Annotated in this window: 18 protein-coding genes and 1 pseudogene; 7 read left to right on the top strand and 12 right to left on the bottom strand. The window is 60.0% G+C overall.

What is annotated here, in order from left to right:
* Nucleotides 1-55: 55 nt before the first annotated feature.
* The 4 genes from AM571_RS13425 to trxB all read right to left on the bottom strand — a co-directional run bounded on the left by AM571_RS13425 (nt 56) and on the right by trxB (nt 4,017).
* A complete protein-coding gene (locus tag AM571_RS13425; RefSeq protein ID WP_074061824.1) occupies nt 56-1,180 on the bottom strand; it encodes an alkene reductase in 1,125 nt (374 codons plus the stop codon).
* Between the two features lie 106 nt (nt 1,181-1,286).
* Nucleotides 1,287-1,580, bottom strand: coding sequence for an ArsR/SmtB family transcription factor (locus AM571_RS13420; RefSeq protein ID WP_074061823.1), 294 nt, complete (start codon nt 1,578-1,580; stop codon nt 1,287-1,289).
* Nucleotides 1,581-2,122: 542 nt separating this feature from the next.
* Nucleotides 2,123-3,019 carry a LysR family transcriptional regulator VtlR gene (locus AM571_RS13415; protein ID WP_039845452.1) on the bottom strand — a complete coding sequence of 299 codons (897 nt, stop codon included), beginning with the start codon at nt 3,017-3,019 and terminating at the stop codon, nt 2,123-2,125.
* A gap of 23 nt (nt 3,020-3,042) precedes the next feature.
* A complete protein-coding gene (gene trxB, locus AM571_RS13410; protein ID WP_074061822.1) occupies nt 3,043-4,017 on the bottom strand; it encodes a thioredoxin-disulfide reductase in 975 nt (324 codons plus the stop codon).
* A 712-nt stretch (nt 4,018-4,729) separates the two neighbouring features.
* On the opposite strand from trxB, the gene AM571_RS13405 reads away from it, so the two are divergent.
* Complete coding sequence (locus AM571_RS13405; RefSeq protein WP_022714252.1) at nt 4,730-5,200, top strand: Lrp/AsnC family transcriptional regulator; 471 nt, start codon at nt 4,730-4,732, stop codon at nt 5,198-5,200.
* Between the two features lie 249 nt (nt 5,201-5,449).
* Here AM571_RS13405 and AM571_RS13395 read toward each other — a convergent pair whose 3' ends face one another.
* The 5 genes from AM571_RS13395 to AM571_RS13375 form a co-directional block, all read right to left on the bottom strand.
* Nucleotides 5,450-6,490, bottom strand: a complete 1,041-nt coding sequence (locus AM571_RS13395; RefSeq protein WP_074063239.1) for a glycosyltransferase family 4 protein — start codon at nt 6,488-6,490, stop codon at nt 5,450-5,452.
* Between the two features lie 39 nt (nt 6,491-6,529).
* Entirely contained in the window at nt 6,530-7,006 is a 477-nt protein-coding gene (gene greA / locus AM571_RS13390) for a transcription elongation factor GreA (RefSeq protein WP_022714254.1), read from the bottom strand.
* A gap of 230 nt (nt 7,007-7,236) precedes the next feature.
* Nucleotides 7,237-8,454 carry a T6SS phospholipase effector Tle1-like catalytic domain-containing protein gene (locus AM571_RS13385; protein ID WP_074061820.1) on the bottom strand — a complete coding sequence of 406 codons (1,218 nt, stop codon included), beginning with the start codon at nt 8,452-8,454 and terminating at the stop codon, nt 7,237-7,239.
* A 73-nt stretch (nt 8,455-8,527) separates the two neighbouring features.
* Nucleotides 8,528-12,013, bottom strand: coding sequence for a carbamoyl-phosphate synthase large subunit (gene carB / locus AM571_RS13380; protein ID WP_074061819.1), 3,486 nt, complete (start codon nt 12,011-12,013; stop codon nt 8,528-8,530).
* Nucleotides 12,014-12,186: 173 nt separating this feature from the next.
* Nucleotides 12,187-13,212 (bottom strand): zinc-dependent alcohol dehydrogenase family protein, encoded by a 1,026-nt coding sequence (locus AM571_RS13375; RefSeq protein WP_074063238.1) that lies wholly within the window; start codon nt 13,210-13,212, stop codon nt 12,187-12,189.
* 411 nt (nt 13,213-13,623) lie between these two features.
* On the opposite strand from AM571_RS13375, the gene AM571_RS13370 reads away from it, so the two are divergent.
* The 3 genes from AM571_RS13370 (at nt 13,624) to AM571_RS13360 (ending at nt 17,622) form a co-directional block, all read left to right on the top strand.
* Entirely contained in the window at nt 13,624-14,556 is a 933-nt protein-coding gene (locus AM571_RS13370) for a neutral zinc metallopeptidase (protein WP_074061818.1), read from the top strand.
* A gap of 269 nt (nt 14,557-14,825) precedes the next feature.
* Nucleotides 14,826-16,073, top strand: a complete 1,248-nt coding sequence (locus AM571_RS13365) for a TCR/Tet family MFS transporter (RefSeq protein ID WP_074061817.1) — start codon at nt 14,826-14,828, stop codon at nt 16,071-16,073.
* A 145-nt stretch (nt 16,074-16,218) separates the two neighbouring features.
* On the top strand, nt 16,219-17,622 hold the full coding sequence (locus tag AM571_RS13360; RefSeq protein WP_074063237.1) for an MATE family efflux transporter: 1,404 nt from the start codon (nt 16,219-16,221) through the stop codon (nt 17,620-17,622).
* A 16-nt stretch (nt 17,623-17,638) separates the two neighbouring features.
* Here AM571_RS13360 and AM571_RS13355 read toward each other — a convergent pair whose 3' ends face one another.
* Nucleotides 17,639-17,959, bottom strand: a complete 321-nt coding sequence (locus tag AM571_RS13355; protein WP_074061816.1) for an antibiotic biosynthesis monooxygenase family protein — start codon at nt 17,957-17,959, stop codon at nt 17,639-17,641.
* Between the two features lie 215 nt (nt 17,960-18,174).
* Here AM571_RS13355 and AM571_RS37385 point away from each other — a divergent pair.
* Nucleotides 18,175-18,729 (top strand): annotated as a pseudogene (locus AM571_RS37385) (transposase); the annotation flags it as partial.
* Between the two features lie 80 nt (nt 18,730-18,809).
* On the opposite strand, the gene carA reads toward AM571_RS37385, so the two are convergent.
* Nucleotides 18,810-20,015, bottom strand: a complete 1,206-nt coding sequence (carA, locus tag AM571_RS13350; protein WP_074063236.1) for a glutamine-hydrolyzing carbamoyl-phosphate synthase small subunit — start codon at nt 20,013-20,015, stop codon at nt 18,810-18,812.
* A 274-nt stretch (nt 20,016-20,289) separates the two neighbouring features.
* Here carA and AM571_RS13345 point away from each other — a divergent pair, with 274 nt between their 5' ends.
* On the top strand, nt 20,290-20,742 hold the full coding sequence (locus tag AM571_RS13345; RefSeq protein WP_074061815.1) for a GatB/YqeY domain-containing protein: 453 nt from the start codon (nt 20,290-20,292) through the stop codon (nt 20,740-20,742).
* Between the two features lie 6 nt (nt 20,743-20,748).
* Here the strand turns inward: AM571_RS13345 and AM571_RS13340 are convergent, their stop codons facing one another.
* Nucleotides 20,749-21,603 carry a hypothetical protein gene (locus AM571_RS13340; RefSeq protein WP_074061814.1) on the bottom strand — a complete coding sequence of 285 codons (855 nt, stop codon included), beginning with the start codon at nt 21,601-21,603 and terminating at the stop codon, nt 20,749-20,751.
* A gap of 874 nt (nt 21,604-22,477) precedes the next feature.
* Here AM571_RS13340 and dnaG point away from each other — a divergent pair.
* Nucleotides 22,478-24,457, top strand: coding sequence for a DNA primase (gene dnaG / locus AM571_RS13330; RefSeq protein ID WP_074063235.1), 1,980 nt, complete (start codon nt 22,478-22,480; stop codon nt 24,455-24,457).
* Nucleotides 24,458-24,470: the final 13 nt, after the last annotated feature.

Raw genomic sequence — 24,470 nt, 5'->3', positions numbered from 1 at the left:
GCAGCCGAAAAGGAAATCCCGCGCAAGGCGGGATTTCGTCCGATGCGTCTGAAAATCAGGCGACCTTTTCGAGCCGTGGATAATCGATATAACCCTTTGCCCCGCCGCCATAGAAGGTGGCGTTGTCCGGCGTGTTGAGCGACAGGTTCTTCTGCAGGCGTTCGACCAGGTCCGGGTTGGCGATGAAAGGCTTGCCGAAGGCGACCAGGTCGGCGCGGCCGCTTTCGACGGCATCCATTGCCATCTGATGATCGTAGCCGTTGTTGACCATCCAGCTCGCATGGCCGCCGGCCCTTTCATAAGCCTGGCGCAGATCCTTGTAGTCGAAGGGTGGATTTGTTCCTTGCGTGTAGCCGCGCTCGCCACCCGTCTCGCCCTCGATAACGTGGATATAGGCGAGGTCATGCCTGGCGAGGCCCTCGACGACATGGGTAAAAAGCTTCCGCGGGTCGGAATCGTAGCTTTCGCCCGAGGGTGTGACCGGCGAAATGCGGATCGCCGTGCGGCCGGCACCTATTTCCCTGGTCACGGCATCGACTACCTCGAAAGTGAAGCGGGCCCGGTTTTCGATCGAGCCGCCATAGTGGTCGGTCCGGTCGTTGATGCCATCGCGGAGGAACTGGTCCAGCAGGTAGCCGTTCGCGCCATGGATTTCGACGCCGTCGAAACCCGCGTCGATCGCAGCGCGCGCTGCCTTGCGATAATCGTCGATGATGCCGGGAATTTCAGATGTCTCGAGTGCACGCGGCTTTGAGGTCTCCGCGAAGCTGCCGGTGCCATCGGCATTGACCAGATAGGTCTTCGCCCTGGCGACTTTATTGGTCGAGGAGACAGGACTGCCGCCATTCGGCTGCAGCGTGGTGTGCGAGATGCGGCCAACATGCCACATCTGTACGACGATCTTGCCGCCGCCTGCATGCACGGCGTCCGTGACGCGCTTCCAGCCGTCGAGAGCTTCCTTCTTGTAGAGGCCGGGAACGTCTGCGTAACCTTGGCCCTGGTGTGTGATGGCCGTTGCCTCGGTGATGATGAGACCGGCTGTGGCGCGCTGGCGATAATATTCGACGTTCAGATCGTTCGGGATGGCGCCGGGCGAGCGGTTGCGGGTAAGCGGTGCCATGACGATGCGGTTCCTGACGGCAATGTCGCCAATCTGCGCGGGTTCGAAAAGCTTGTTCATGGAAGTCCTTTCCTGTTCTGTCGGGAGGATCACTCCGTCACGGGCGAGGCAACTCGGCCCGGCGGAGAGATAGGCAGGTGCGGTGGCGTCGAGACGGATCAGGCTCTCAAAGATCCTGGCCTAGTTGCATCAGGAAGGCAGCGATCGTTTCTTCGTTGCGCTTGTAGAAAACCCATTGGCCGACGCGCCTTGTCGTGACGAGGCCGGCGCGGCTCAATGTTGCAAGATGAGCAGATACGGTTGATTGCGAAAGGCCGGAGCGCTCGAACTGGCTGGCGCAGACACCCATTTCCAAAGGGTGCTCCTGGGAGGGGAAGTGCTCCTTCGGGTCTTTCAGCCAGTTGAGGATTTCCATCCGCATTGGATTGGAAAGCGCCTTCAGGATTTCGTCCCTATCCATCGTCTCGTGCCGAATTTAAATCGAATTATTCCGATATATGGATCGCTGCTTTTCGATATGCAAATCACGAGGGCGTGAGCTTGTTCGGTTTTGAGGTGCTTAAATTTTAAGCAAAAAAAGGGGCCACCGAAAGATCGGGGCCCTTAAGGTGTGAAGGTCAAAAACCTCCAGAGGGGAACAGCTAATGCGGTGGCACTGGGAGAGAAACCACCGATGTGCATCAGCTACAGGCGATATGGTGCTTTCTTGGGCAGCTTTCAATGCATTATTATGCATGCCTGCCATGCACTGCACAAATTATGTTGCCATGCAGCGATTACGGGCAAAAAAAGAGGGCCGCCGAACATTCGGGGCCCTTTAAGGTGTGAAGGTCAAAAACCTCCAGAGGGGAACAGCTAATGCGGTGGAACTGGGAGGAAAAGCCACCGTGTGCATCAGCTGAGTGCGATATGGTGTTTAATTGAGCAAACGGCAACCCTCTTTTGTGCATGCCAGTCATGCATTGGTTGCATGGTGTGCGATTTGGTGGACAAAGACGGGAATCAGAAGTTCCAGTTTCTCGCCTTGCTAACGATAAAATCGCGGAACGCCTTCAGCTTTGCGGCATTCTTGATTTCGTCGGGATAGCAGAAATAGGTGTCGAACGAGGGCACGTCGGCGTTGATCGCGAGCTGGATGAGGCCCGGATCACGTCCGACGATGTAATCCGGCATGCAGGCGACGCCGATGCCAAGCAGGCAGGCGCGCTTGATGGAAGTCTGGCTGTTGATTTGCAGATGCGGAATACGCTTGTTGTCCGAAGAGCGGCCGGCAATCTCCAGCCAGTTTACGTCCAGCAGGTAGCTGGGGGCGGGCTCGCCGAAGGTGATGATGCGGTGATTGTCCAGGTCCTCGACCGACTGAGGTTCGCCATAGCGGTTGATATAGGAGGGGGCGGCATAGACGTGCATATGCACGGTGAAGAGCTTGCGCTGAATGAGATCCGACTGCTGCGGTTGGCGCAGGCGGATGGCGCAATCTGCATGACGCATGTTGACGTCCAGTTCCTCGTTGTCGAGAATGAGCTGGATCTGGACGTCCGGATAGAGCTGCATGAACTCCTGGATCTTGTCCGTCAGCCAGCCCTGGCCGAGGCCGACGGTGGTGGTCACCCGCAGCTTGCCGCTGGGCGTTTCCGTCGTTTCCGTGAGCTGCATCTTCACTGTTTCGAGCTTGAGCAGCACGTCATGGGCGGTGCGATAGAGCAGCTCGCCCTGTTCCGTCAGGATCAGGCCGCGGGCGTGGCGGTGGAAGAGTTTGGTGCCGACGTCCTGCTCCAGCGCGCTCACCTGGCGGCTGATTGCGGATTGGGAGAGATGCAGCTTGTCGGCCGCATGCGTGAACGATCCGGCCTCGGCAGCCGCGTGAAAAATACGCAGCTTGTCCCAATCCAATGGCATTCCCCCACCCCTCATAGCCGATCCTACTCCGCGGCCACGGCGACGGGCATGTGGCCCGTGAGATAACGTTCGGCTTCGAGGGCGGCCATGCATCCCATGCCTGCGGCGGTGACCGCCTGCCGGAAGGTGTCGTCCGTCACGTCGCCCGCAGCATAGATGCCTTCTATGCTGGTTGCGGTCGAATCCGGAGCAGTCCAGAGATAGCCGTTGTCCTTGAGCTTGAGCTTGCCCTTGAAAAGTTCGGTTGCCGGCGCATGGCCGATCGCCACGAAGACACCGTCGACCGAAACGTCACTGATGGACCCGGTGCGGGTATCGCGCAGTCGCGCGCCGGTAACCGAAGGCGGCATCGGCGGCTTTGCCGGCGTACCGGTGATTTCGGCGATTTCGGTGTTCCAGAGAACCGTCACGTTCTCCTTGGAGAAGAGGCGCTGCTGCAGGATCTTTTCGGCGCGGAATGCATCGCGGCGATGCACGACCGTCACGGACTTCGCAATGTTGGAAAGATAAAGGGCTTCCTCGACGGCGCTGTTGCCGCCGCCAACGACGATGACGTGCTTGTTGCGATAGAAGAAGCCATCGCAGGTGGCGCAGGCCGAAACGCCGAAGCCCTGGAAATGCTGTTCGCTTTCGATGCCGAGCCATTTCGCCTTGGCGCCGGTCGCGATGATCAGTGTATCGGCGGTCCAGACCTGGCCGCTGTCGGTTCGGGCCACGAAGGGCCGCTGGTTCATCTCGACCTCGGTAACGATGTCGCTGACGATCTCGGCGCCGACATGCTTGGCCTGCTGCAGCATCTGGTCCATGAGCCACGGGCCCTGGATCGGATCGGCAAAGCCCGGATAGTTCTCGACATCCGTCGTGATCATCAACTGTCCGCCTTGCTCCATCCCGGCGATCAGCACGGGCTTCAGCATCGCGCGCGCCGCATAGACTGCGGCCGTATAGCCCGCGGGACCGGAGCCGATGATGAGTACTTTAGTATGTCGGGCAGTCATGGTCCGGATCCTTCAATGGCAGGCATCCTGTCGAAGCCGTGCGGGATATCGTAATAAACAGGTTTGTATAGTCTAGGGATGAACCAAGCTACCTTTCAAGGGGACAGCATGGAATACGCACAGGTGCTTGCGTTATTGTCACGGGCTAACCGCAGATGTTTCTGTTGGTTCGACCCCGACGCCCTCGTCTTGGCGGGCTGATGCTGGTATCGACCATTTCATCCACACCGCTACAACAGAGAGCCAGCAATGGGCAAGCGCCGATCACCATTTCCGCCGAAGGATCCGCGAGCGCGTACCAAAAAGATATCAAAACAGTGTCTGACGAAGGCGTTTTGTCTATGATGGATCTCCGACCTATCCTTCCTCCGGCCAACGAGATTTGGCAAGGATCGAGGTGCATCCAGGGCAACTTTCGCGCTATTTCTGCCTCGTTTGCGGCTTGCTGTTTCAGATCGCTCGATCTCGACGGCAACACGAGTTGAAAGCGGGCGGTTCGCAAGGGCTTGACGAGTGACGATATAATGATTGACGCGGGGTGCCGAGATACTGGGGGGTTGCGCCCTCCCAGGTTCATCATAGGTCGTGCATGCCCTCGTCAGGGGCAAGTTGAATATGCTTTGGAAGCAGGCGCGGCGTATGAAGTTGTCGCGGGCAATGATAGGAAGCGGCCCAAGGATGGCCGATCGAAAGAGAGACAGGAACCGCTACCATGGTGATGCGCGTCGAACTTGATGCAATAGATATGAAGATTCTGCGCGAGCTCCAGAATGATGGCCGGATGACGAATGTCGAGCTTGCCGAGCGGGTCGGGATATCGGCGCCGCCGTGTCTCAGGCGGGTGCGCAAGCTGGAGGAATCCGGCTTCATCCGCGGCTATCGGGCGCTTTTGAATGCGCCTGCGCTCGGTTATGATCTGGTTGCCTTTTGTATGGTCGGTCTGAAACATCAGTCGGATGCCAATCTGAAGGCATTTGCGAAGCAGACGGCCAATTGGCCGCTCGTGCGAGAGGCATGGATGGTGTCGGGCGAATCCGATTTTCTCTTGCAGTGCGTAGCCGAGAACCTTGCGGGCTTTCAGGATTTCGTGATCGAAGAGCTCACGGCCACGGAGAATGTGGATACCGTGCGGACGATGTTGACGATCCGCCAGGTCAAGGATGTCTCTCTGGTAGACATTTAGATATAGCGGTTTGCGCTATCTTCGATCGTCGAAAGAAACTGGGCTTAACGTGCGACGCCGAGATCATCTTCAATTTCACGAATGCGGAGCGATTGGGCCTGTCGATCGGGCCGCTGAAGGCGCCTGAAAATGCGCCTCGCATGTCCCTGGCCAAGGTGATGGCGGGCGGCAAGGCGGCGTTTATGAGCCATTTGTCGGAAGATGCCGTCGCCAGTTTCTGCCTCCGAGCGATAACCGGCGACGTGGCTGCTACTGCCGCAGAAGATCCTCATAGATGAGCTTCAACGCCGTCGCTTCGCCTTCGAGCGCAAAATTTGCCCGTACATGCGAGAGCGCAATCTCGCCACGGGCGAGCGTCCCTTGCGGGTCGCTGAGATAGGGGGCGATTGCCTTCGTGAGAGCTTCGCCATCGCCGGCCGGAACGACGCTTCCGTTCGTCCCCTCCTCGATCATTTCGCCATAGGCCCCGGCGTCCGACGCCACAACTGCAGTCTTCGAGGCCATAGCTTCGAGAGGCGTCAGCCCGAAACCTTCATTTCGGGACGGGGCAACATAAAGGGTTAAACGCCGATACCAGACCCTGATGTCTGGCACTTCGCCCAGAAACACGATTCGATCGGCAAGGCCGGCGGCGGCGATATCAGCCTTCAGCTTGTCGGCGAAAGCTTTATGCTCTGCCGTTACCCGGCCGGAGATCACCGCCGTCCAGTCCGGATGTTGCGGCAGCAGATCGATCATCGACCGAATGAAAAGATCGGTGCCCTTCTGATACCTGATGCGGCCGAAGCAGCCGACGAGATACCTGCCGGGCAGGCCGGTCGCCTCTATGGTGTCCTCGACGGTCTGGGGTGGATGGAAAAGTTCCAGATCGACACCGTGGCGGATCACAGTATGCGGCACCTGGAGAAAGGAGCCGGACCGGGCATTGGTCGCGACGACCGCATCCATCCGGCGGATAAGCCAGCGCGTGTAGGCGGTATGGCGGCGCTGGGCGGCCGACGTAAAGAGCAGCTTCAGCGGCATGCGCAAAAGGTACCGCAGCACGATACCGGCGGCCATCTCGTTGTTGCGGCGCGCGTGCCATACGCGATGCCGGCGTCCGGTTGACGGACGCCATGCGCCAAGAAGCTGTCTCCACGTCAGCTTCGGTAGGTCTTTCGGCAAGCCGGGGCCGAGCGCTGCAATCTTGATGCCGAGGCTGACCTGGAGGGGAATCAGCTGAACGATCGTCGATGTGACGCCGGACAGGCGCTGCTTGAAGTTCGGTGCGATGATGTCGACGTCAGCAATATCGATCGCGCCCGGCTTGACCGTTCCGGCCACCGGCAATCAACCCCAGGAGATCGAAAGCACTTCGTAGGCTTTCGAGCCCCCCGGTGCGATGACCTCGATGGAATCGCCGACTACCTTGCCGATCAGCGCGCGCGCGATCGGGGAGGAGATGGAAATGCGGCCGGCTTTCACGTCGGCTTCCTGATCGCCGACGATCTGGTAGGTCTTTTCTTCCTCGGTGTCCTCGTCGACGAGTTTGACCTTGGCGCCGAACTTGATCTTGTCGCCGGACATCTTCGCAAGGTCGATCACTTCGGCGCGCGCCGTCAGGTCTTCGAGCTCGCTGATGCGGCCCTCGTTGTGGCTCTGCGCTTCCTTTGCTGCGTGATATTCGGCGTTTTCGGAAAGATCGCCATGGGCACGGGCTTCGGCGATCGCTTCGATGATGCGCGGGCGCTCCTCCTGCTGACGCCAGCGCAGCTCTTCCTGCAGCTTGACGAAACCACCCTGTGTCATCGGAACCTTATCAACCATTTTCCTGTCCTTTGATCTTCGTGTCCTAGAGTCAGGCAGCGACACAAAAGAAAACAGGTCCCGAAGGGGACTTCGGAACCGTGCAATAATCATAATCGCCCGCTTATAGCAGATCGTTGCCGCCGATTTCCATAAAATTCGTAATGTGGCGCGCCCGGCTGATTGGGCAGGTGAGGATGTGAACCGGATCAAGGACTTGCACGCATGATCGCAGAAAGTGATTCAAGCCGCTAAGAAACGAAGTCAGGGTTTGCAGGCAGATTCGGCGGCTTGTAGGGGGTGGCATTCATCCGTTCCTTGACCGAGATGTGGATCAACGCATCGTCTGGAATGAGACGCCGGTCGCTCAACGGGAAATAAATCGCATTCCGGTTGCCGTGCCTTCGCCAGGAATTTTCCGGCACGCGCCGGGGAATGTATTCGAGGATTTTCCACCCGGCGGCCAAGGAGACATGCAAGGGCGCAGTGGCATCCAGCGGCACATACTTGTTCCCGCCTTTTCCGAGCACGATGTCGTTGACGATGCGGGTGCGGTATAGGAGGCCGGCCGGTTGCGTTTCCTGGATCATCCAGGCCAGTGGGATCTTGACTGCCGCGCTTTGCGCTTCCGGATAGCCGCCGCCGATATCGCCGTGGATGCCGGCAAACCAGACTTCCCGCAAATTCTGCTTCGCCACCTTTCCCTTGGGCCGGAACGGGCGGCCCCAATACTCCTGGTCGCGCTCCCAGAGCTCTGGCTGGAACATGGTACGCCGTTCATCGATGGCGACTGCGTGGCGCACCCATTCGACGCTCGGGTTCTTGCGGGTGAAAGGATGGGTCTTGAACTGCGGAAACCATTTCCCCGTTTCGATGAGTGAGGCCACCGTATCGAAAAGACCAAGAAGCTTGATCGGCGGGCGGTCGTTTCTCAGCATGCGTTCGTAGAGACGCATGGCAGCGAAAGCAGGCGACGCATCCTCGCCGCCATCCTTTGCAGCGCTGCCAGCTTTCTCTTCGTGCGCGGAAATTCCCTTGTAGGTCCTGTAGGCATAATCGAGCAGGTTGAGATGATGCCGGCTTGTAAGGCCGAAGGCATGGATGAAACCCGCTAGCACCCGCGCCGAATAGGCGCCACGGCTGAAGCCGAAGATGTAGATGCGGTCCCGGTCGGAATGCCGCCGGGCGGCGTCGGGCGGCCCGCGATCGTAGTTTTCGACCAGGAAGCGGTAGGCTTCCTTGACGTTCTGATCGAGGCCCCAGCCCGTCGCGAGCCCGAAAACCTCATAGGATTTGCGAAAGAGCCTGGACCAGGCATTGGCAGCGCCGAACGTGCCGACACCTGGATCGTAGTAGACCATCTGCTCATCCGAGCGTTTCAAGGTGCCGAACAGTCTGACAATATTGGTCCGGTCGGCCGAAATCTCGTTCGATGTGCCATCGAACAGAATGACGATGTTCTTTGCCATCAATCGCTCCGGATGAACCGCGGCAACGGTAACATCCGCAAGGTTTTACGGCAACTTCCGGTCGTTCAAACGCTCAGAAATAGCTCTGCAGCGGGCGAACCTCAAGGTTGCCGGCCTTTAGGGCCTTGATCGCCTGGGCAGCTGCTTCGGCACCGGCCATCGTCGTGTAATACGGCACCTTCTGCATCAGTGTCGCGCGGCGGAGCGACTTCGAATCGGAAATCGCCTTGTTGCCGTCCGTCGTGTTGATGACAAGTTGGACCTGGCGGTTGCGGATCGCATCCTCGATGTGCGGACGGCCCTCGAGCACCTTGTTGATCTTCGTCGCTTCGATGCCATGTTCAGCCAAGAAACGTTGCGTTCCGCCGGTGGCGAGCACCTTGAAACCTTCGCCTACGAGAACACGGATTGCAGGCAGCACGCGTGACTTGTCGTGGTCGCGAACGGAGACGAAGACCGTCCCGTCGCGCGGCAGTTCAACGCCGGCGCCGAGCTGCGACTTGGCGAAGGCCAGCGCGAAATCGGTGTCGAGGCCGATGACCTCCCCGGTCGAACGCATTTCAGGCCCAAGCAGGGTATCGACGCCCGGGAAGCGGGCGAAGGGGAAGACGGCCTCCTTGACGGCGATGTGCTTCAAGGCGCGCGGATCGGGCTTTTGGCCGTAGGCGGCGAAGGCCGCATCCAGCTTCTCGCCAGCCATGACGCGGGCAGCGATCTTGGCAATCGGTGCTCCGATGGTCTTTGCCACGAACGGCACGGTGCGCGAGGCGCGCGGGTTGACTTCGAGCACGTAGACGGTGTTGTCCTTGATCGCGAACTGCACGTTCATCAAACCGCCGACATTCAGCGCCTTGGCCATGGCCTTTGCCTGGCGCTCGAGTTCGTCGAGCAAGTCCCCCGACAGCGAGCGCGGCGGCAGCGAGCAGGCCGAGTCGCCCGAATGGATGCCGGCTTCTTCGATATGCTCCATGATGCCCGCGACGTAGACGTCATCACCGTCGGAAAGGCAGTCGACGTCGACCTCGATGGCGTTCGTCAGGTAGCTGTCGAAGAGCAGCGGGTTCTTGCCGAGCAGCGTGTTGATCTGGCCGGTCTTGTCGTTCGGATAGCGCTGCTTGATGTCTTCGGGAACCAGTTCCGGAACGGTGTCGAGCAGATAGGTCTGCAGCATCGATTCCGAATGGATGATCTGCATGGCGCGGCCGCCGAGAACGTAGGAGGGGCGTACCACCAGCGGGAAGCCGATTTCGGCGGCGACGAGGCGGGCCTGCTCGACGGAATAAGCAATGCCGTTGTTCGGCTGGTTGAGGTCGAGCTTCATCAGAAGCTTCTGGAAGCGGTCGCGGTCTTCGGCAAGGTCGATCGCATCCGGCGCGGTGCCGAGGATCGGGATGCCGTTCTTTTCCAGCGCTTCGGCAAGCTTCAGCGGCGTCTGGCCGCCGAACTGGACGATGACGCCGACGACTTCACCCTTTTCCTGCTCGGCGCGCAGGATCTCGATCACGTCTTCGGCCGTCAGCGGCTCGAAATAGAGGCGGTCGGAAGTGTCGTAGTCGGTCGAGACGGTTTCCGGATTGCAGTTGATCATGATCGCTTCGTAGCCGGCATCCTTCAATGCGAAGGCGGCGTGGCAGCAACAATAATCGAACTCTATACCCTGGCCGATCCGGTTCGGACCGCCGCCGAGGATGACGACCTTCTTGCGGTCGGAGACCTGCGCTTCGGAGCGGGCAGCGCCGACGAAGGGTGTTTCGTAGGTCGAGTACATATAGGCAGTCGGCGAGGCGAATTCGGCCGCGCAGGTATCGATGCGCTTGAAGACCGGGCGGACATTGAGCCTGTTGCGAAGTTCCGCCACTTCTTTCGGACGCTTGTTCGTCAGCGTCGCAAGGCGCGCGTCCGAAAAGCCCATGGCCTTCAGCATGCGCAGATTGTCGGCGTCGCTCGGCAGGCCATGCTCGCGGATACGAGCCTCCATGTCGACGATCGCCTTGAACTGGGCGATGAACCACGGGTCGATCTTGGAGCCCTCGTGAACCTCGGCCTCGCTCATGCCCTGGCGCAGGGCCTGGGCAACCATGCGCAGGCGATCGGGCGTCGGTGCGCCGATCGCGGCGCGGATGGCATTCTGGCTGGACTCGCCTTCCTCCACGTCTGGGATTTCGATTTCGTCAAGGCCCGTCAGGCCCGTTTCGAGGCCGCGGAGCGCCTTCTGCAGGGATTCAGCGAAGGTGCGGCCGATCGCCATGACTTCGCCGACGGACTTCATCGCCGTCGTCAAGATCGGCGAGGCGCCCGGGAACTTCTCGAAGGCAAAGCGCGGGATCTTGGTGACGACATAGTCGATCGACGGTTCGAAGGAGGCGGGTGTGGCGCCGCCGGTGATGTCGTTTTCAAGTTCGTCCAGGGTATAGCCGATTGCGAGTTTAGCCGCGACTTTGGCGATCGGGAAACCGGTGGCCTTGGAGGCAAGCGCCGAAGAGCGCGAAACGCGCGGGTTCATCTCGATGACGACGAGGCGGCCGTCCTTCGGATTGACGGCGAACTGGACGTTTGAGCCGCCGGTCTCGACGCCGATCTCGCGCAGCACCGCAATCGAGGCGTTGCGCATGATCTGGTATTCCTTGTCGGTCAGCGTCAGGGCCGGAGCGACGGTGATCGAATCGCCGGTGTGGACGCCCATCGGATCAATGTTTTCGATCGAGCAGATGATGATGCAATTGTCCGCCTTGTCGCGGACGACTTCCATTTCATACTCCTTCCAGCCAAGGACCGACTCCTCGATCAAGACTTCGGTCGTGGGCGAAGCGTCGAGGCCGCCGCCGACGATGTCGAAGAATTCCGAACGATTGTAGGCAATGCCGCCGCCGGTGCCGCCGAGTGTGAAGGACGGACGAATGATGGCTGGCAGACCGACGTCATCGAGCGCCTGGGCGGCGATCGCCATTGCGTGGTTCAAATAGCGCTGCTTGCGGTCGCTCTCGCCCAGGTTCCACTGGTTTTCCAGATCGTCAAGCGCAGTGTCGAGTGCGGCGCCGGAGAGGCTCTCGCGCAGCTTTGTGCGCTCGGCTTCATGCATCTTGCGGTCGGCGTCCTTGATGTCTGTGGCATTCGCCAGCATCGAGCGCGGCGTTTCCAGCCCGATGCGGGCCATGGCTTCGCGGAAGAGGGCGCGGTCTTCTGCCATGTCGATCGCGGCCGGCTTGGCGCCAATCATCTCGACATTGTAGCGGTCGAGAACGCCCATTCGCTTCAGCGAAAGAGCCGTGTTCAGCGCCGTCTGGCCGCCCATCGTCGGCAGCAGCGCATCCGGCCGCTCCTTGGCGATGATCTTGGCGACGACTTCGGGGGTGATAGGTTCGACATAGGTCGCGTCGGCGAGACCCGGGTCGGTCATGATTGTCGCCGGGTTGGAGTTGACGAGGATGACCCTGTAGCCTTCCTCCTTCAGCGCCTTGCAGGCCTGGGTGCCGGAATAGTCGAATTCGCAAGCCTGGCCAATGACAATCGGTCCCGCGCCGATGATGAGGATCGATTTGATGTCTTGGCGCTTCGGCATGGGCGGTATCCGTTTCTAGCTGCGCAAAAAGCCGGCCAGGGTGGGAGGCACCGGGTCGGGTCGCGCACGAGGGGTCTTTTCAGGCTAGAAGCGGCTTATAGGCAAATGTATTTGCAAACGGAACCCCATAAATCGCGGAATCGACAGGAATTCGAAAACTCCTGAAACGCCGTTCACGGGCCGGGGACCACAATGACACGTATCTCGCCGCTGCGTGCCGGATTGGCGATTGCTTCCGGCGCGTCGTCCAGCCCGATGCGGCGGGAGATCAGAGGCTCGACCTTGATGACGCCGGAGGCGATCAGGTCGGCAGCACGGCCGTGCGTGAAGGGGTTCAGAAACGAGTTCACCAACTTGATCTCGCGAAACAGCAGATCGAAGGGCTGCATGGAAATCCTGGCGCCCTGCGGCATGACGCCGAGGATCACGACGGTGCCGCCGCGGCGGGCAAGGAGAGGAGCCTGTTCCATGGTCTGCGCCACGCCGGCGCATTCGATCACCACATCGGCACCGCCCGGCAGAAGGCCGTGGTCGGCCGTCACAAGGTCGACGACGTCGCGTGCTGAGGGGTCGGCCGTTGCCGTCGCGCCAAGGTCTTCTGCAAGCCGCCGTTTATCGGCGTTGCGCGTCACGAGCACGACGCGCGTTGCACCGGCGAGGCGCGCAAGCTGCACGACCAGCAGTCCGATCACGCCACCGCCGAGCACGGCCACTGATGCGCCCGCCCCGATCTTTGCCAGATCGACGCCGTGCAGACAGCAGGCGAGGGGTTCACAAAAGGCGCCATGCAGCGGTGCCAGCGACTGAGGCAGTTCGAACGCTTGTTGCTCCGGCATGCAGACATACTCGGCAAAACCGCCATCCCGATGAATGCCGATCGCTTGCAGGTTCCGGCAGAGATTGACGCGTCCGCGCCGGCATTCGGGGCAGCGTCCGCAGGCGATGTTCGGATCGCCCGTCACCCGCATGCCGGGGCGAAAGGCGGTCACGCCTTGCGAAACGGCTTCGATGATGCCGACGAATTCGTGTCCGAGCGTCACGGGGGGCTTCGACGGAAATTCGCCCAGGAAGAGATGTCGGTCGGTGCCGCAGATCCCGCAGGCTTCGATCTTCACCAGCATTTCGCCGGGGCCTGGCACCGGCTTTTCCATTCGGTTCACCGCAAGCCGCCCCGTCGCTTCCAGGCGTAGTGCTTTCATCATGTCCTCCCAGATCCTCTCCTTCAGTGAGAGCGAAAGCAGGAGTCACGTCAAGCATTTGGTGCATTTTCTTCAACCGAAGCAAGGCAGCAACCAGCGGCGTAGCCACGGCCGAGCGCAATTTCGAAGCCCTTGCCCGTCTACTCGGCAACGGCGCAGGCGCAAGAAGCACGAGTTTGCGGCAAGGCTTCCGTGCAGCGTTTTTGCATCGGTCTTTTCATTCTGGCGGGGGCGGATGAATGGGTGATCTTCAGCGGGAGTGACACCGTCTGGCCTTGCCGGCAATGTGCTCGTTCCCGCGCTTTGTCTGCGTCTAAAGCCCTTTGCCTGAAACCTGCTGGCCTTCACGTCGCCACCGGATATATAATTGCCCAAGAGCGCATGCCTGCGCATCGCCAGGGGAGAGTTCAGATGGAATGGAAGGGTCGCCGCCAGTCGGACAATGTCGAGGATCGCCGCGGTGATGCGACACGTGGCGGGTTCGGCCGTAATCCGTTCGGCCGCAACGGCGGCTTCAGCTTCCCATCCGGCGGCGGTGTGGGACGCAGGGGCGGCGGGCTCTCGATCGGCACGATCATCTTCCTCGTTGTCATCTATCTGATCTTCAAGGCGATGGGGATCGACCTGATGCAGGTGTTGGATGGCGGCATGACGGGCGGCTCTGGCTACGAGCAGAGCCAGTCGGAAAGCACCAGCACGCCCGCCGATGACGAGATGACAGCATTCATGCGTACCGTGCTGGCCGAGACCGAGGATACCTGGCAGGGCATCTTCCAGGCTCAGGGCAGGGATTATGAGGAGCCAACACTGGTGCTCTTTGCAGACGCGACGCAATCGGCATGCGGTTTCGCATCCGCCGCCACCGGGCCATTCTATTGCCCCGGCGATCACAAGGTCTATCTCGACACCGCCTTCTTCCAGGAGCTCGAGAGGAAATTTGGCGCCTCCGGCGACTTCGCCGAAGCCTACGTGGTCGCCCACGAAGTCGGCCACCACGTCCAGAACCTGCTCGGCATCCTGCCGAAGTTCAACCAGGCGCGCCAGCGCATGAGCGAAGCCGAGGCCAACAAGATGTCAGTGCGCGTCGAGCTGCAGGCCGATTGCTTTGCAGGCATTTGGGGGAAATATACCGAGCAGAAAGGCATGCTCGATGCCGGAGACCTTGAAGAGGCACTGAACGCTGCTCAGCAAATCGGCGACGACACGCTGCAGAAGCGGAGTCAGGGCTATGTCGTGCCGGAAAGCTTCAATCACGGCACGTCCGACCAACGCATGCGCTGGTTCAAACGGGGCTTCGACAGCGGCCAGCTCGCCGCCTGCGATACGTTCTCCGGGCCGCTTTAAGCGAGCTTCTTTTGCCAACGGGACCGGTTTTTTTCTATTACCAGCCGCAGGCGCATGCGGCCTGCACTGCGCGCCTTCAATGATTTCGTGAAGAAAGCGGCGGCCCGCTTGGGATCTCCGTTTGTTCCGCCCGCCGATCAATATCCTTGGCGGCTTGATCAAAAACTTTGAAATGTTCTCGTATTGTTTCATTTTTTTCGTTGAGCTATGTTACAACCCCGGCGACGCGATCGTCTTTCCAGAAGCAATCCCCTGTTGAGAGACATTCCATGCTGGATCCCAAATTCGTTCGCCGCGGCCTCTTCCTCGTTTTCCTGATCCTGTTTTTGGACGTGATCGGAATTGCAATCATCATGCCTGTGCTGCCCGCCTATCTCGAGGAACTCACAGGCGGAACCATTAGCGATGCCGCACTCGACGGCGGCTGGCTGCTGGTCGTCTATGCGGGCATGCTGTTCTTGTTCTCGCCGCTTTTTGGCAATCTCAGTGACCGTTTCGGCCGCCGTCCGATCTTGCTTCTTTCCGTGTTGACCTTCGCGATCGACAACCTGATCTGCGCGATTGCCACCAGCTTCTGGATGCTTTTTGTCGGACGGGCGCTCGCAGGCTTGAGCGGCGGCAGCTATGCGACGTGTTCTGCCTATATCGCCGACATCAGCAATGACCAAAACCGCGCCAAGAACTTCGGCCTGATCGGCATTGCCTTCGGCATCGGCTTCACCATTGGCCCGGTCATTGGCGGTTTCCTGGGCGAATTCGGCCCGCGCGTTCCATTCTTCGGTGCAGCGGCGCTTTCCTTCCTCAATTTCGTTGCAGCCTATTTCCTGTTGCCGGAAACCCTCCCCGCCAAGCATCGGCGCGCTTTCGAATGGAGGCGAGCCAATCCGCTGGGCGCGTTGAAGCAGATGCGCAATTATCCCGGCATCGGCTGGGTCGGCGCCGTCATGTTCCTCTTCTGGCTTGCACACGCCGTTTATCCGTCGGTCTGGTCGTTCGTCTCGACCTATCGCTACGGCTGGAGCGAAGGCCAGATCGGCCTTTCGCTCGGCATCTATGGCATCGGCGCTGCGATCGTGATGGGGCTCGTGCTGCCAAAGATCGTGCCGGTTCTCGGCGAGTGGAAGACCGCCATCGTCGGCCTTTCTTTTTCTATCGTCGGTCTGACGGGGTATGCCTTCGCCTGGGAGGGCTGGGTCGTCTACACGGTCATCATTCTGACCGTGATGGAAAATGTCGCCGATCCGCCGCTTCGCAGCATTGCCGCCGGCATGGTGCCGCCATCTGCGCAGGGTGAATTGCAAGGAGCGCTGACCAGCCTCAGCAGCATTACGACGATCGCAGGCCCGCTGATCTTCACCCAGATGTTCGGCTATTTCACCAGGCCGGATGCCCCGGTGACCTTTGCCGGTGCTCCCTACCTGCTCGCTGCCTTCTTTATCCTCTCGGCCGCCCTGGTGTTCCTCGCGAAGGTCCGGACCGCGAAACCTTCAAAAGCCCTGGAGACGCCGGCGCAATGAGCTATCAGAATTCGTGATGATGTGATGAATTTTTCATCATCTGCCTCTTTTGGGATGGCTCTTTGCGGGCCTTTGATCTAAGGCCCGGTATTACTTTGCCGCGAAATGCGGCCTGAAGTGATTCAACCAATTAGGGATGGCTTTGATGGACGCGCCGATCGACGTGCACAGGCTTGCGCCGCAAACCGACAATCGCTGGAGTGCGCATTTCCGCGCCACGCTGGCACTCGGCATTCCGTTCATCGGCGCACAGCTTGCCCAGCTTGGCATCAACACGACGGATGTGATGATCGTCGGCCGCCTCGGCGCCGAGAATCTGGCTGCCATGGTGCTGTCGGCGCAGTTCCTGTTCACGATCCTGATCTTCGGTTCGGGCTTTGCCATCGCAGTTATCCCGATGGTCGCGCAGGCTTACGGCCGGGGCGATGTCGTCACCGTTCGTCGCTCGATGCGCATGGGCCTTTGGATGGTCACCGTCTATTGGCTCGTCATGCAGCCGGTCTTCTTATATGCCGAGGAGATATTACTCGCCGCTGGCCAGAAGCCGGAAGTGGCAAAGCTTGCGCACGGCTATATCCTGATCGGCCATTTCGGCGTGCTGCCGGGGCTGCTTTACAATGTCGTGCGCGCGCTTGTCAGCGCGATCGGCAAGGCTGCCGTCGTCCTCAATGTGACCATTGCCATGCTGGTGATGAACGCGATCTTCGCATACGCCCTCGTCCTCGGCCACTTCGGTTTTCCAGCAATGGGCCTTCAGGGCGCTGCGATCGTTTCGGTCGCAGTACAGACTGCAGGCTTTGTCTTCATCCTCGCCTATGTGCAGATGAGGGAGGAGACACGGCGTTACGAGATCCTGGTGCGTTTCTGGCGGCCGGATTGGCACGCGCTTTGGGACGTCGTTCGCCTCGGTCTGCCGATAAGCGTAACCATACTTGCAGAAGTCAGCCTCTTTACAGTTGCCTCGCTACTGATGGGTTACATCGGCACGATCGAGCTTGCGGCACATGGCATTGCGCTCCAATGGGCGTCGATCGCCTTCATGATCCCACTCGGCCTCTCGCAGGCGGCAACCGTGCGCGTAGGCATTGCGCACGGGCAGGGTGACCATCCCGCTCTGGTTCGCGCCTCGATCGCGGTACTGATCATCGCGGCGGCGATCTCCGGTATCGGCGGCGTGCTTTTTGCCATCATGCCGGAATTCCTTGGCAGCTGGTTCCTGGACGTCAGTTCGCCGGAAGCGCCGCAGGTGCTGGCTTACGCCGGTCCGCTCATCGTCGTTGCGGGCCTCTTCCAGCTCGTCGACGGCATGCAGGCTGTCGCCAATGGTTTGCTGCGCGGCCTTAAGGATGCTCGTGTGCCGATGATCATGGCGCTGATTGCCTACTGGCCCATCGGCTTCTTCCTTGCTTGGTTGTTCGCTTTCCCGATGGGCTTTGGCGGCGTGGGCATCTGGTTCGGTTTTCTCGTCGGACTTGCGGCTGCCGCGGTCATGCTCTGCGCACGTTTCTACGTCCTCGTGCGTCACGAGGGGAAAACGGCCGGCGCCTGAACCGGCCGTTCGATCGTCAAGCTGCAACCGGCTTGTAATTGGCAATGTCGGCGCGGATGCCGAGCCGCGAAAAAAGAGCCTGCGGATCGAAGTTTCGCGCCCGGTGTGCCGCCTGGACGGCGGCCTTCACCCGCTCGATCACCTCGGCGCTTTCCCATTCGGCAATGGTCACGAAATTGAATTCGCCCGGCCCTGAAACCTGCTCGAGGACCGTGTGCCGGATGAAACCTTCCTGGGCCTGCAGCACCTCGTGTGTCTTCAGTACATTGATCAGAAACTCCTCGCGTGCCTCCTCCGGCACGGCAAACTTGTCCACACGATAAAAAGCGCCGTTCATCACCATCTCCTTGATTGTCGATGTCACGCGAACCGGTCTAGTTCCTCAAGTTAAGTTGAGGTCAAGCATCAGGCAGAAGAAAAAGCCCGCGGCAGTGAACCGGCCCCGAAGTTGGACATCAATCTTCGGGGGTTGCCTTTCCAAGTTCACCGAGAGTTTGAAGCAATCGACTGTCTGGCGGTGCGTGAGCGGCGGGGAGAGCTATCGCAACGCCTGTTCCACCAAAGATATCCCACTCCTACAAGGGCAGTGTCGGACGCGTGGCCCCGATCTCCTCAAACGCAGTTCACTGCGCATGGTGCCGACCAGAAATGGACGACGGACGTGACGGAGTTCAACATAGCGGGCAAAGAAGCTCTATCTCTCACCGGTCATGGACCGTTCAACGGCGAGATCATTGCCTTCGAAGCCAGGCGGCCCGCCTTCAAGCTGGTGGAAAGCATGTTGACCAAGGCGCTGAGCCGGCTGGGCCACAACGAATCGGCCGATCCTGCATTCCAATCAGGGATGGCAAGACCAGATGCCCGCCTGTCGAGTCGGGCTTCAACAACGCGGGCGTCGAAAACATGTCACGTAAAGGCAGCTGCCTCAATAACGCAGCCATGCAGGGCTTCATTGCCATCCTCAGATCCGAGTTCCTCCGCCCGATAAAGTTTGCCGGCGTTCAAAGCCCGCAATCCCGTATCACCGACACCATCCGCCATCACGACAATGACCGCATCAAAATGAAACTCAAGGGGCCGAGCCCTTTATCGTACAGGACCCAGCCCTCAATTTTCCCAGCCTTTGAACCGTCCAACTTGATGGGGTCGGTTCAACAGGCAGGCTTTTTCGACAAACCAGAAGGGCCTCAACGCTCGGCGAGCGCTGCTTCGCCTTTCTTGCCGCGCACCATGTTGATGAAGCGGCGGAAGAGGTAATGGCTGTCCTGCGGGCCGGGAGAGGCTTCCGGATGGTGCTGGACGGAGAAGATCTGCTTGCCGGCGACGCGCAGGCCGCAATTGGTGCCGTCGAAGAGGGAAACATGAGTCTCCTCAACGCCTTCCGGTAGCGACTTCGTGTCGACCGCAAAGCCGTGGTTCATCGAGACGATCTCGACCTTGCCGGTCGTATGGTCTTTCACCGGATGGTTGGCGCCATGATGGCCTTGGTGCATCTTTTCGGTCCTGGCGCCGAGCGCGAGACCCAGCATCTGATGGCCGAGGCAGATACCGAAGACCGGGATGTCCGTCTTGATCAGCTTGCGGATCACCGGCACGGCATATTCGCCGGTTGCCGCCGGATCGCCGGGGCCGTTCGACAGGAAGATGCCGTCCGGTTGCATGGCAAGCACGTCCTCGGCGCTGGTCGTTGCCGGAACGACCGTCACTTTGCAATCGAGGCCCGCAAAGAGGCGCAGGATGTTGCGCTTCACGCCGTAGTCGAGGCAGACGACATGGTATTTCGCCTTGTCGGCGCCGAGTTCTGCGTAGCCTTCGTTCCAGATCCAGGGCGTCTGCACCCATTGCGACGACTGGCCGGAGGAGGCGATCTTGGCCAGGTCGAGGCCCTCGAGGCCGCTCCAGGCCCTGGCTTCGGCCTTTAGGGTTTCAAGGTCGAAGACGCCGTTCGGGTCATGAGCAATCACCGCATTCGGTGCGCCGTTCTCGCGGATCCACGCGGTGAGTGCGCGGGTGTCGATGCCGCAAAGGCCGATGACGCCGCGGGACTTCAGCCAGGCATCGAGATGCTTTGCGGCTCGGTAGTTGGAGGGCTCGGTGATGTCGGCCTTGAAGATGACGCCGACCGCGCCATGGCGCGCTGCCGGCGTCAGGTCTTCGATGTCTTCGTCATTTGTGCCGATATTGCCGATATGCGGGAAGGTGAAGGTGACGATCTGGCCCAGATAAGAGGGGTCGGTCAGGATTTCCTCATAGCCGGTCAGCGCCGTGTTGAAGACCACTTCGGCCTGGACCTTGCCGGTGGCGCCGATCCCCTTGCCTTCGATCACGGTTCCATCAGCCAGAACGAGCAGGGCAGTCGGCTTTTCGGTTGTCCAGGGTGCTGTCGCGGTCATCTTCATCCCGTTTCCGGCAGGTCCTGACGTCTTGGGGCCGTCAGACTGCCAATTGTGTTCGCAAGCGTATGGGCGCAGCTTGTCGCAGCGCATCTCAGGCCTGATCACGAATTTTGGTGCAGGTGGCGGTAGATAGCCGCGCTGTGCCCCGTCGTCAATCTTTCTAGCGTGGATCGGGCGCCTTTTCCTTCGCTTTCTCGCGCAAGTCTCGCAATTTATTTGATCCATGCCATCGGGCTGGTTTATGAAGCGCAATTCAACAGGAGTGAAGACAATGCTGCGCGATCAGGTCGCCACCGCGCTTAAGGACGCGATGAAATCCAAGAATGCCGAACGGCTCTCGACCGTCCGTCTGATCCAGGCGGCGATCAAGGACCGCGACATCGCCAATCGCGGCACAGGCAAAGGCGAGGCTCCGGATGACGAAATTCTGCAGATCCTCGCCAAGATGGTGAAGCAACGCGACGAATCGGCGAAGATCTACGAAGAAAACGCCCGCCCGGAACTTGCTGCCAAGGAACGCGCCGAGATCACTGTGATCCAGGACTTCCTGCCGAAGCAGCTTTCGGACTCCGAGGTGCGGGCGAATATCGCTGCCATCATCAAGGAGACCGGCGCCGGGGGGCCGAAGGACATGGGCAAGGTCATGGCAGCGCTCAAGGAACGTTATGCCGGACAAATGGACTTCGCCAAAGCGTCCGGCACGGTCAAGGAACTGCTGAAATAGGCTCCGTCAGGCCGGGCCGAGAACTGCCTCGGCCGCCGCATCGATGATCGCAAATTTCGCAGCCTGATAGTTCCAGTATTCGAGAATGAAGCCGCGCGAGAGCCAGAGATCGCCCTTGCGCGGCGGCTCCTCCCAACCGATGCTGCCAATTGCGGCTGCCTGTGAAAGCAGGCGCTTCAGGTGCGTGTTCGAAATCATGAACTGCGCCCGGATTTCCCCAAGTGATACGGGACCAAGAGCCATGCGCTCCTTCGAGCGGTCGAAGCCCGGCAGGCGCGACATCAGATAATCCATGACCAGCCCACCCGAATTTGCCCAGTTGAAGAGATTGAAGGTCCTGCCAGGGTCGCGTACAGCATCGGTTTCGATAATCGCCTTGGCGATCAGCGGCTGAATTTTGCCGATGGTTGAAAGATCTGCGCTCGCTCGCTCAAGGCGTTTCCCGCCATCGGGCCCGTCGAGGATGAACAGATGGGCGAGGAGCCACTTCAGGAAATGCTGTTCTGCCGTCTCCGTCGGCTCAAGCAACCGCGCGCGGCGATCGCTCTGGCTGCTTGCCGGCCTCAGGAAGCGATAGGCAAGCATTTCCTGCATGAAAGTGGCAGCGGTGTTGCGGCTGGCGATCTTGTTGGTAACGACAAATTCGACAAAGCGCCCGGAGTAAAGCCCTTTCGTTATGCCGTCGGGATACCCATAGTGCAGCGCAAATCCGGCATGCGCCATCAGCCAGCGCTGCTGGGCTGCAAAGATCGAGGCAATGCGCGGGCTTTCGCGATAGATCGCGAGCATCTCATTGGCGCAGAGTAATACCGCTTCAAAAAAACGATCATCGGCTGCAAGTTTTTCTGCGGTAATGGACATCGAGCAATCCAGGCGGGCACACGTATTCCATCTGTCACGAAGGACGCGCCTGTCAATGTTACTTCGCACAAGGGTGCTGCAAAATTACGAGGGTCAGTTAACCGGCAAGGTTAAGCCAAAAGTAAAGAAGGCAGGAGCTGGGGGCGCTCCTGCCTTCTTGCTCTTTGCTTGTCGCTGGCGACGCAGGCCGAGACCCAAACCAGCGGCGTATTTGCAAAGGCACCCTTGCGAGGCGGCGCCGGGGGTAGGGATGGAGCCTCGCTCGGGGATCGCTTGTTGGGACGGAGCCTATTGCGATGCAGCAGAGGATTCAAATTACAAAAATATAATAATTCGATCGTGCGCGTTTTGCATGTGGATGAACAGATCGCGCCGGCAGTGCCAAGTTTGGCCCCGCGATCACCTTTCATGCGAACTAAACGACTGATAATCAATGATCTTATTTGTCGTGACGCGTGCCTTGCCGAAGGCTTGTTTGGTCTGTCCGGATTGCGGACAGGCGCTCGGCGTGCACAGTTGTCGCACCCCTTCAGCTGCAGGCTTTCACGTTTTTTTGATTGTTTTTCCCGGTGCTTTCAGAGGCGATTTTTCAATGCTTCTGTTGCTGGCAAAGTGGCGCAGATGCGGCGGCTGCTTTTTGGAAAACTCCATGTCACCTCGATGTTTCCTTGCTACTCGTTTCGTCCTTTAGGAGGACGAACTGCTTGTGAACATGCCTCGCGCTGCATCTAAATGTTCGATTGCTTCTAGGCACCCAGGCGTCGCCGTCAATTCAAAGGCGAGGTGTCAAGCCTGTGAATAGCGCGTCTTTTGCCCGAAGTTCGTGGCAGGCTCGTCCAAACCTGCGTATATGATGGTTGTCCAAGAGGTTCATATGCGCTTTTCCAATTCCTTTCTCGATGAGATACGCGACCGCGTCCAGATCTCGGATGTGATCGGCCGTCGCGTGAGCTGGGACAAGCGCAAGACCAATGTTTCGCGCGGCGACTACTGGGCCTGCTGCCCGTTCCACGGCGAGAAGTCACCGAGCTTTCACTGCGAGGACCGCAAGGGCCGCTATCACTGCTTCGGCTGCGGCGTAACTGGAGACCATTTCCGATTCCTGACCGAGCTTGAGGGCATGAGTTTCCCCGAAGCCGTTCAGCAGATCGCCGATATGGCGGGTGTCGCCATGCCGATCGCCGATCCCGTCATGGAGAAGCGCGAAAAGGAGCGCGGCACGCTTCAAGACGTCATGGAACTGGCGACGCTGTTCTTTCAGGACCAATTGCAGACGGCGAACGGCGCGCGGGCGCGGGCATACCTGCGCGACCGCGGACTGACGGGCCGGACAATCGAAACCTTCCGCCTCGGCTTTGCACCGGACAGCCGCAATGCGCTCAAGGAGTTTCTGGCCGGCAAGGGCGTTGCCAAGGAGCAGATCGAAGCCTGCGGTCTTGTGGTTTATGGTCCCGACGTGCCGGTCAGCTACGATCGCTTCCGCGACCGCATCATGTTTCCCATCCTCTCGTCGCGGGAGAAGGTGATCGCCTTTGGCGGGCGCGCGATGTCGCCGGATGCGCCAGCGAAATATCTCAATTCCAACGAGACCGAGCTCTTCCACAAAGGCAATGTGCTCTACAATTTCGCACGCGCCCGGCGAGCGATCCAAGGCGCAGACGGTGCCGGCACCATCATCGCCGTCGAAGGTTATATGGACGTCATCGCGTTGCATCAGGCCGGCATCGAAAATGCCGTTGCGCCGCTCGGTACTGCTCTTACCGAGAACCAGCTCGAACTGCTTTGGAAAATGACACCGCAACCAGTGCTCTGCTTCGATGGCGACAACGCCGGCATCCGCGCAGCAAACCGCGCTGCAGATTTGGCACTGCCGCATCTGAAGCCCGGCCGAACCGTGCGTTTTGCGCTGCTGCCCGATGGCAAGGATCCGGACGACCTCGTGCGCCATGATGGCCGTGCGGCGTTCGACAAGGTGATGGACCAGGCAAAGCCGCTCGCCGAGATGCTCTGGAGCCGCGAGATCAACACGGGAAAATTCGATACTCCGGAGGCGCGCGCCGAACTCGAAGCCCGGCTGAAGCAGATGGTCGCCGTCATCGTCGACGAAAATGTCCGACGCCACTATCAGCAGGACATCCGGGACCGGCTCAGCGCATTCTTTCAGCCGCAATTCCAAAACCGTGGCGAGCGCCGGAGCTTCGATCGCGGCGGCCGGCAAGCCGGACGCGGCGGGCAGGAGGCGCGTGGCGCGCGCATTTCCGGCGGCGGCGTTTCCGAGCGCCTTGCGCGTTCGGGCCTCGTGCGTGGGCATCAGGAAATTCCGGCCTTGCGCGAAAGCGTGCTGGCGCTCACGATCGTCAATCATCCCACCCTGATGCAGGACGAGTACGATGAAATCGCCTCGATCGATTACGACAACCGCGAGCTTCAGCGACTATGGTCAGGTGTGCTCGGTGCTGCGGCGGCCGTCGCCGGGCCGCATCTGACGCGCGAATACCTGATCGACCGGCTGGAGGAGCAGGGCTTCGGCGCGCTCCTCAAGAGCCTGGAGCAGCAGATCCGCAACGCGCGCCTCTGGATCGCGACGGAGGAGGCGGCCATGGAGGATGCTCGCGAGGGCTACCGCCAGGCGCTTGCCTTCCACAAGCGCGCCAAGGCGCTTCGCTGGCAGAAGATCGAACTTGAACGCGAGATCGCCGAGGCAACGGAAGCCGGAGACGGCGATGTCATCGACCAATTGATGCGCGCGCTGCAGGAAGTCCATTTTGAAGGTCTCCGGCTGGAGAACCAGGAAGCCATCATCGATGGTTTCGGCGTGCTTTCCGGCCGCGTGAAGGGTGCGGCGAGCCATTGATGGATGGCGGCGA

The sequence above is a fragment of the Rhizobium etli 8C-3 genome (assembly GCF_001908375.1).
Lineage (GTDB): Bacteria > Pseudomonadota > Alphaproteobacteria > Rhizobiales > Rhizobiaceae > Rhizobium > Rhizobium etli_B.
The sequence above is the reverse complement of the archived record's forward strand: the minus strand, read 5'-3'. Positions and strand labels throughout refer to the sequence as shown.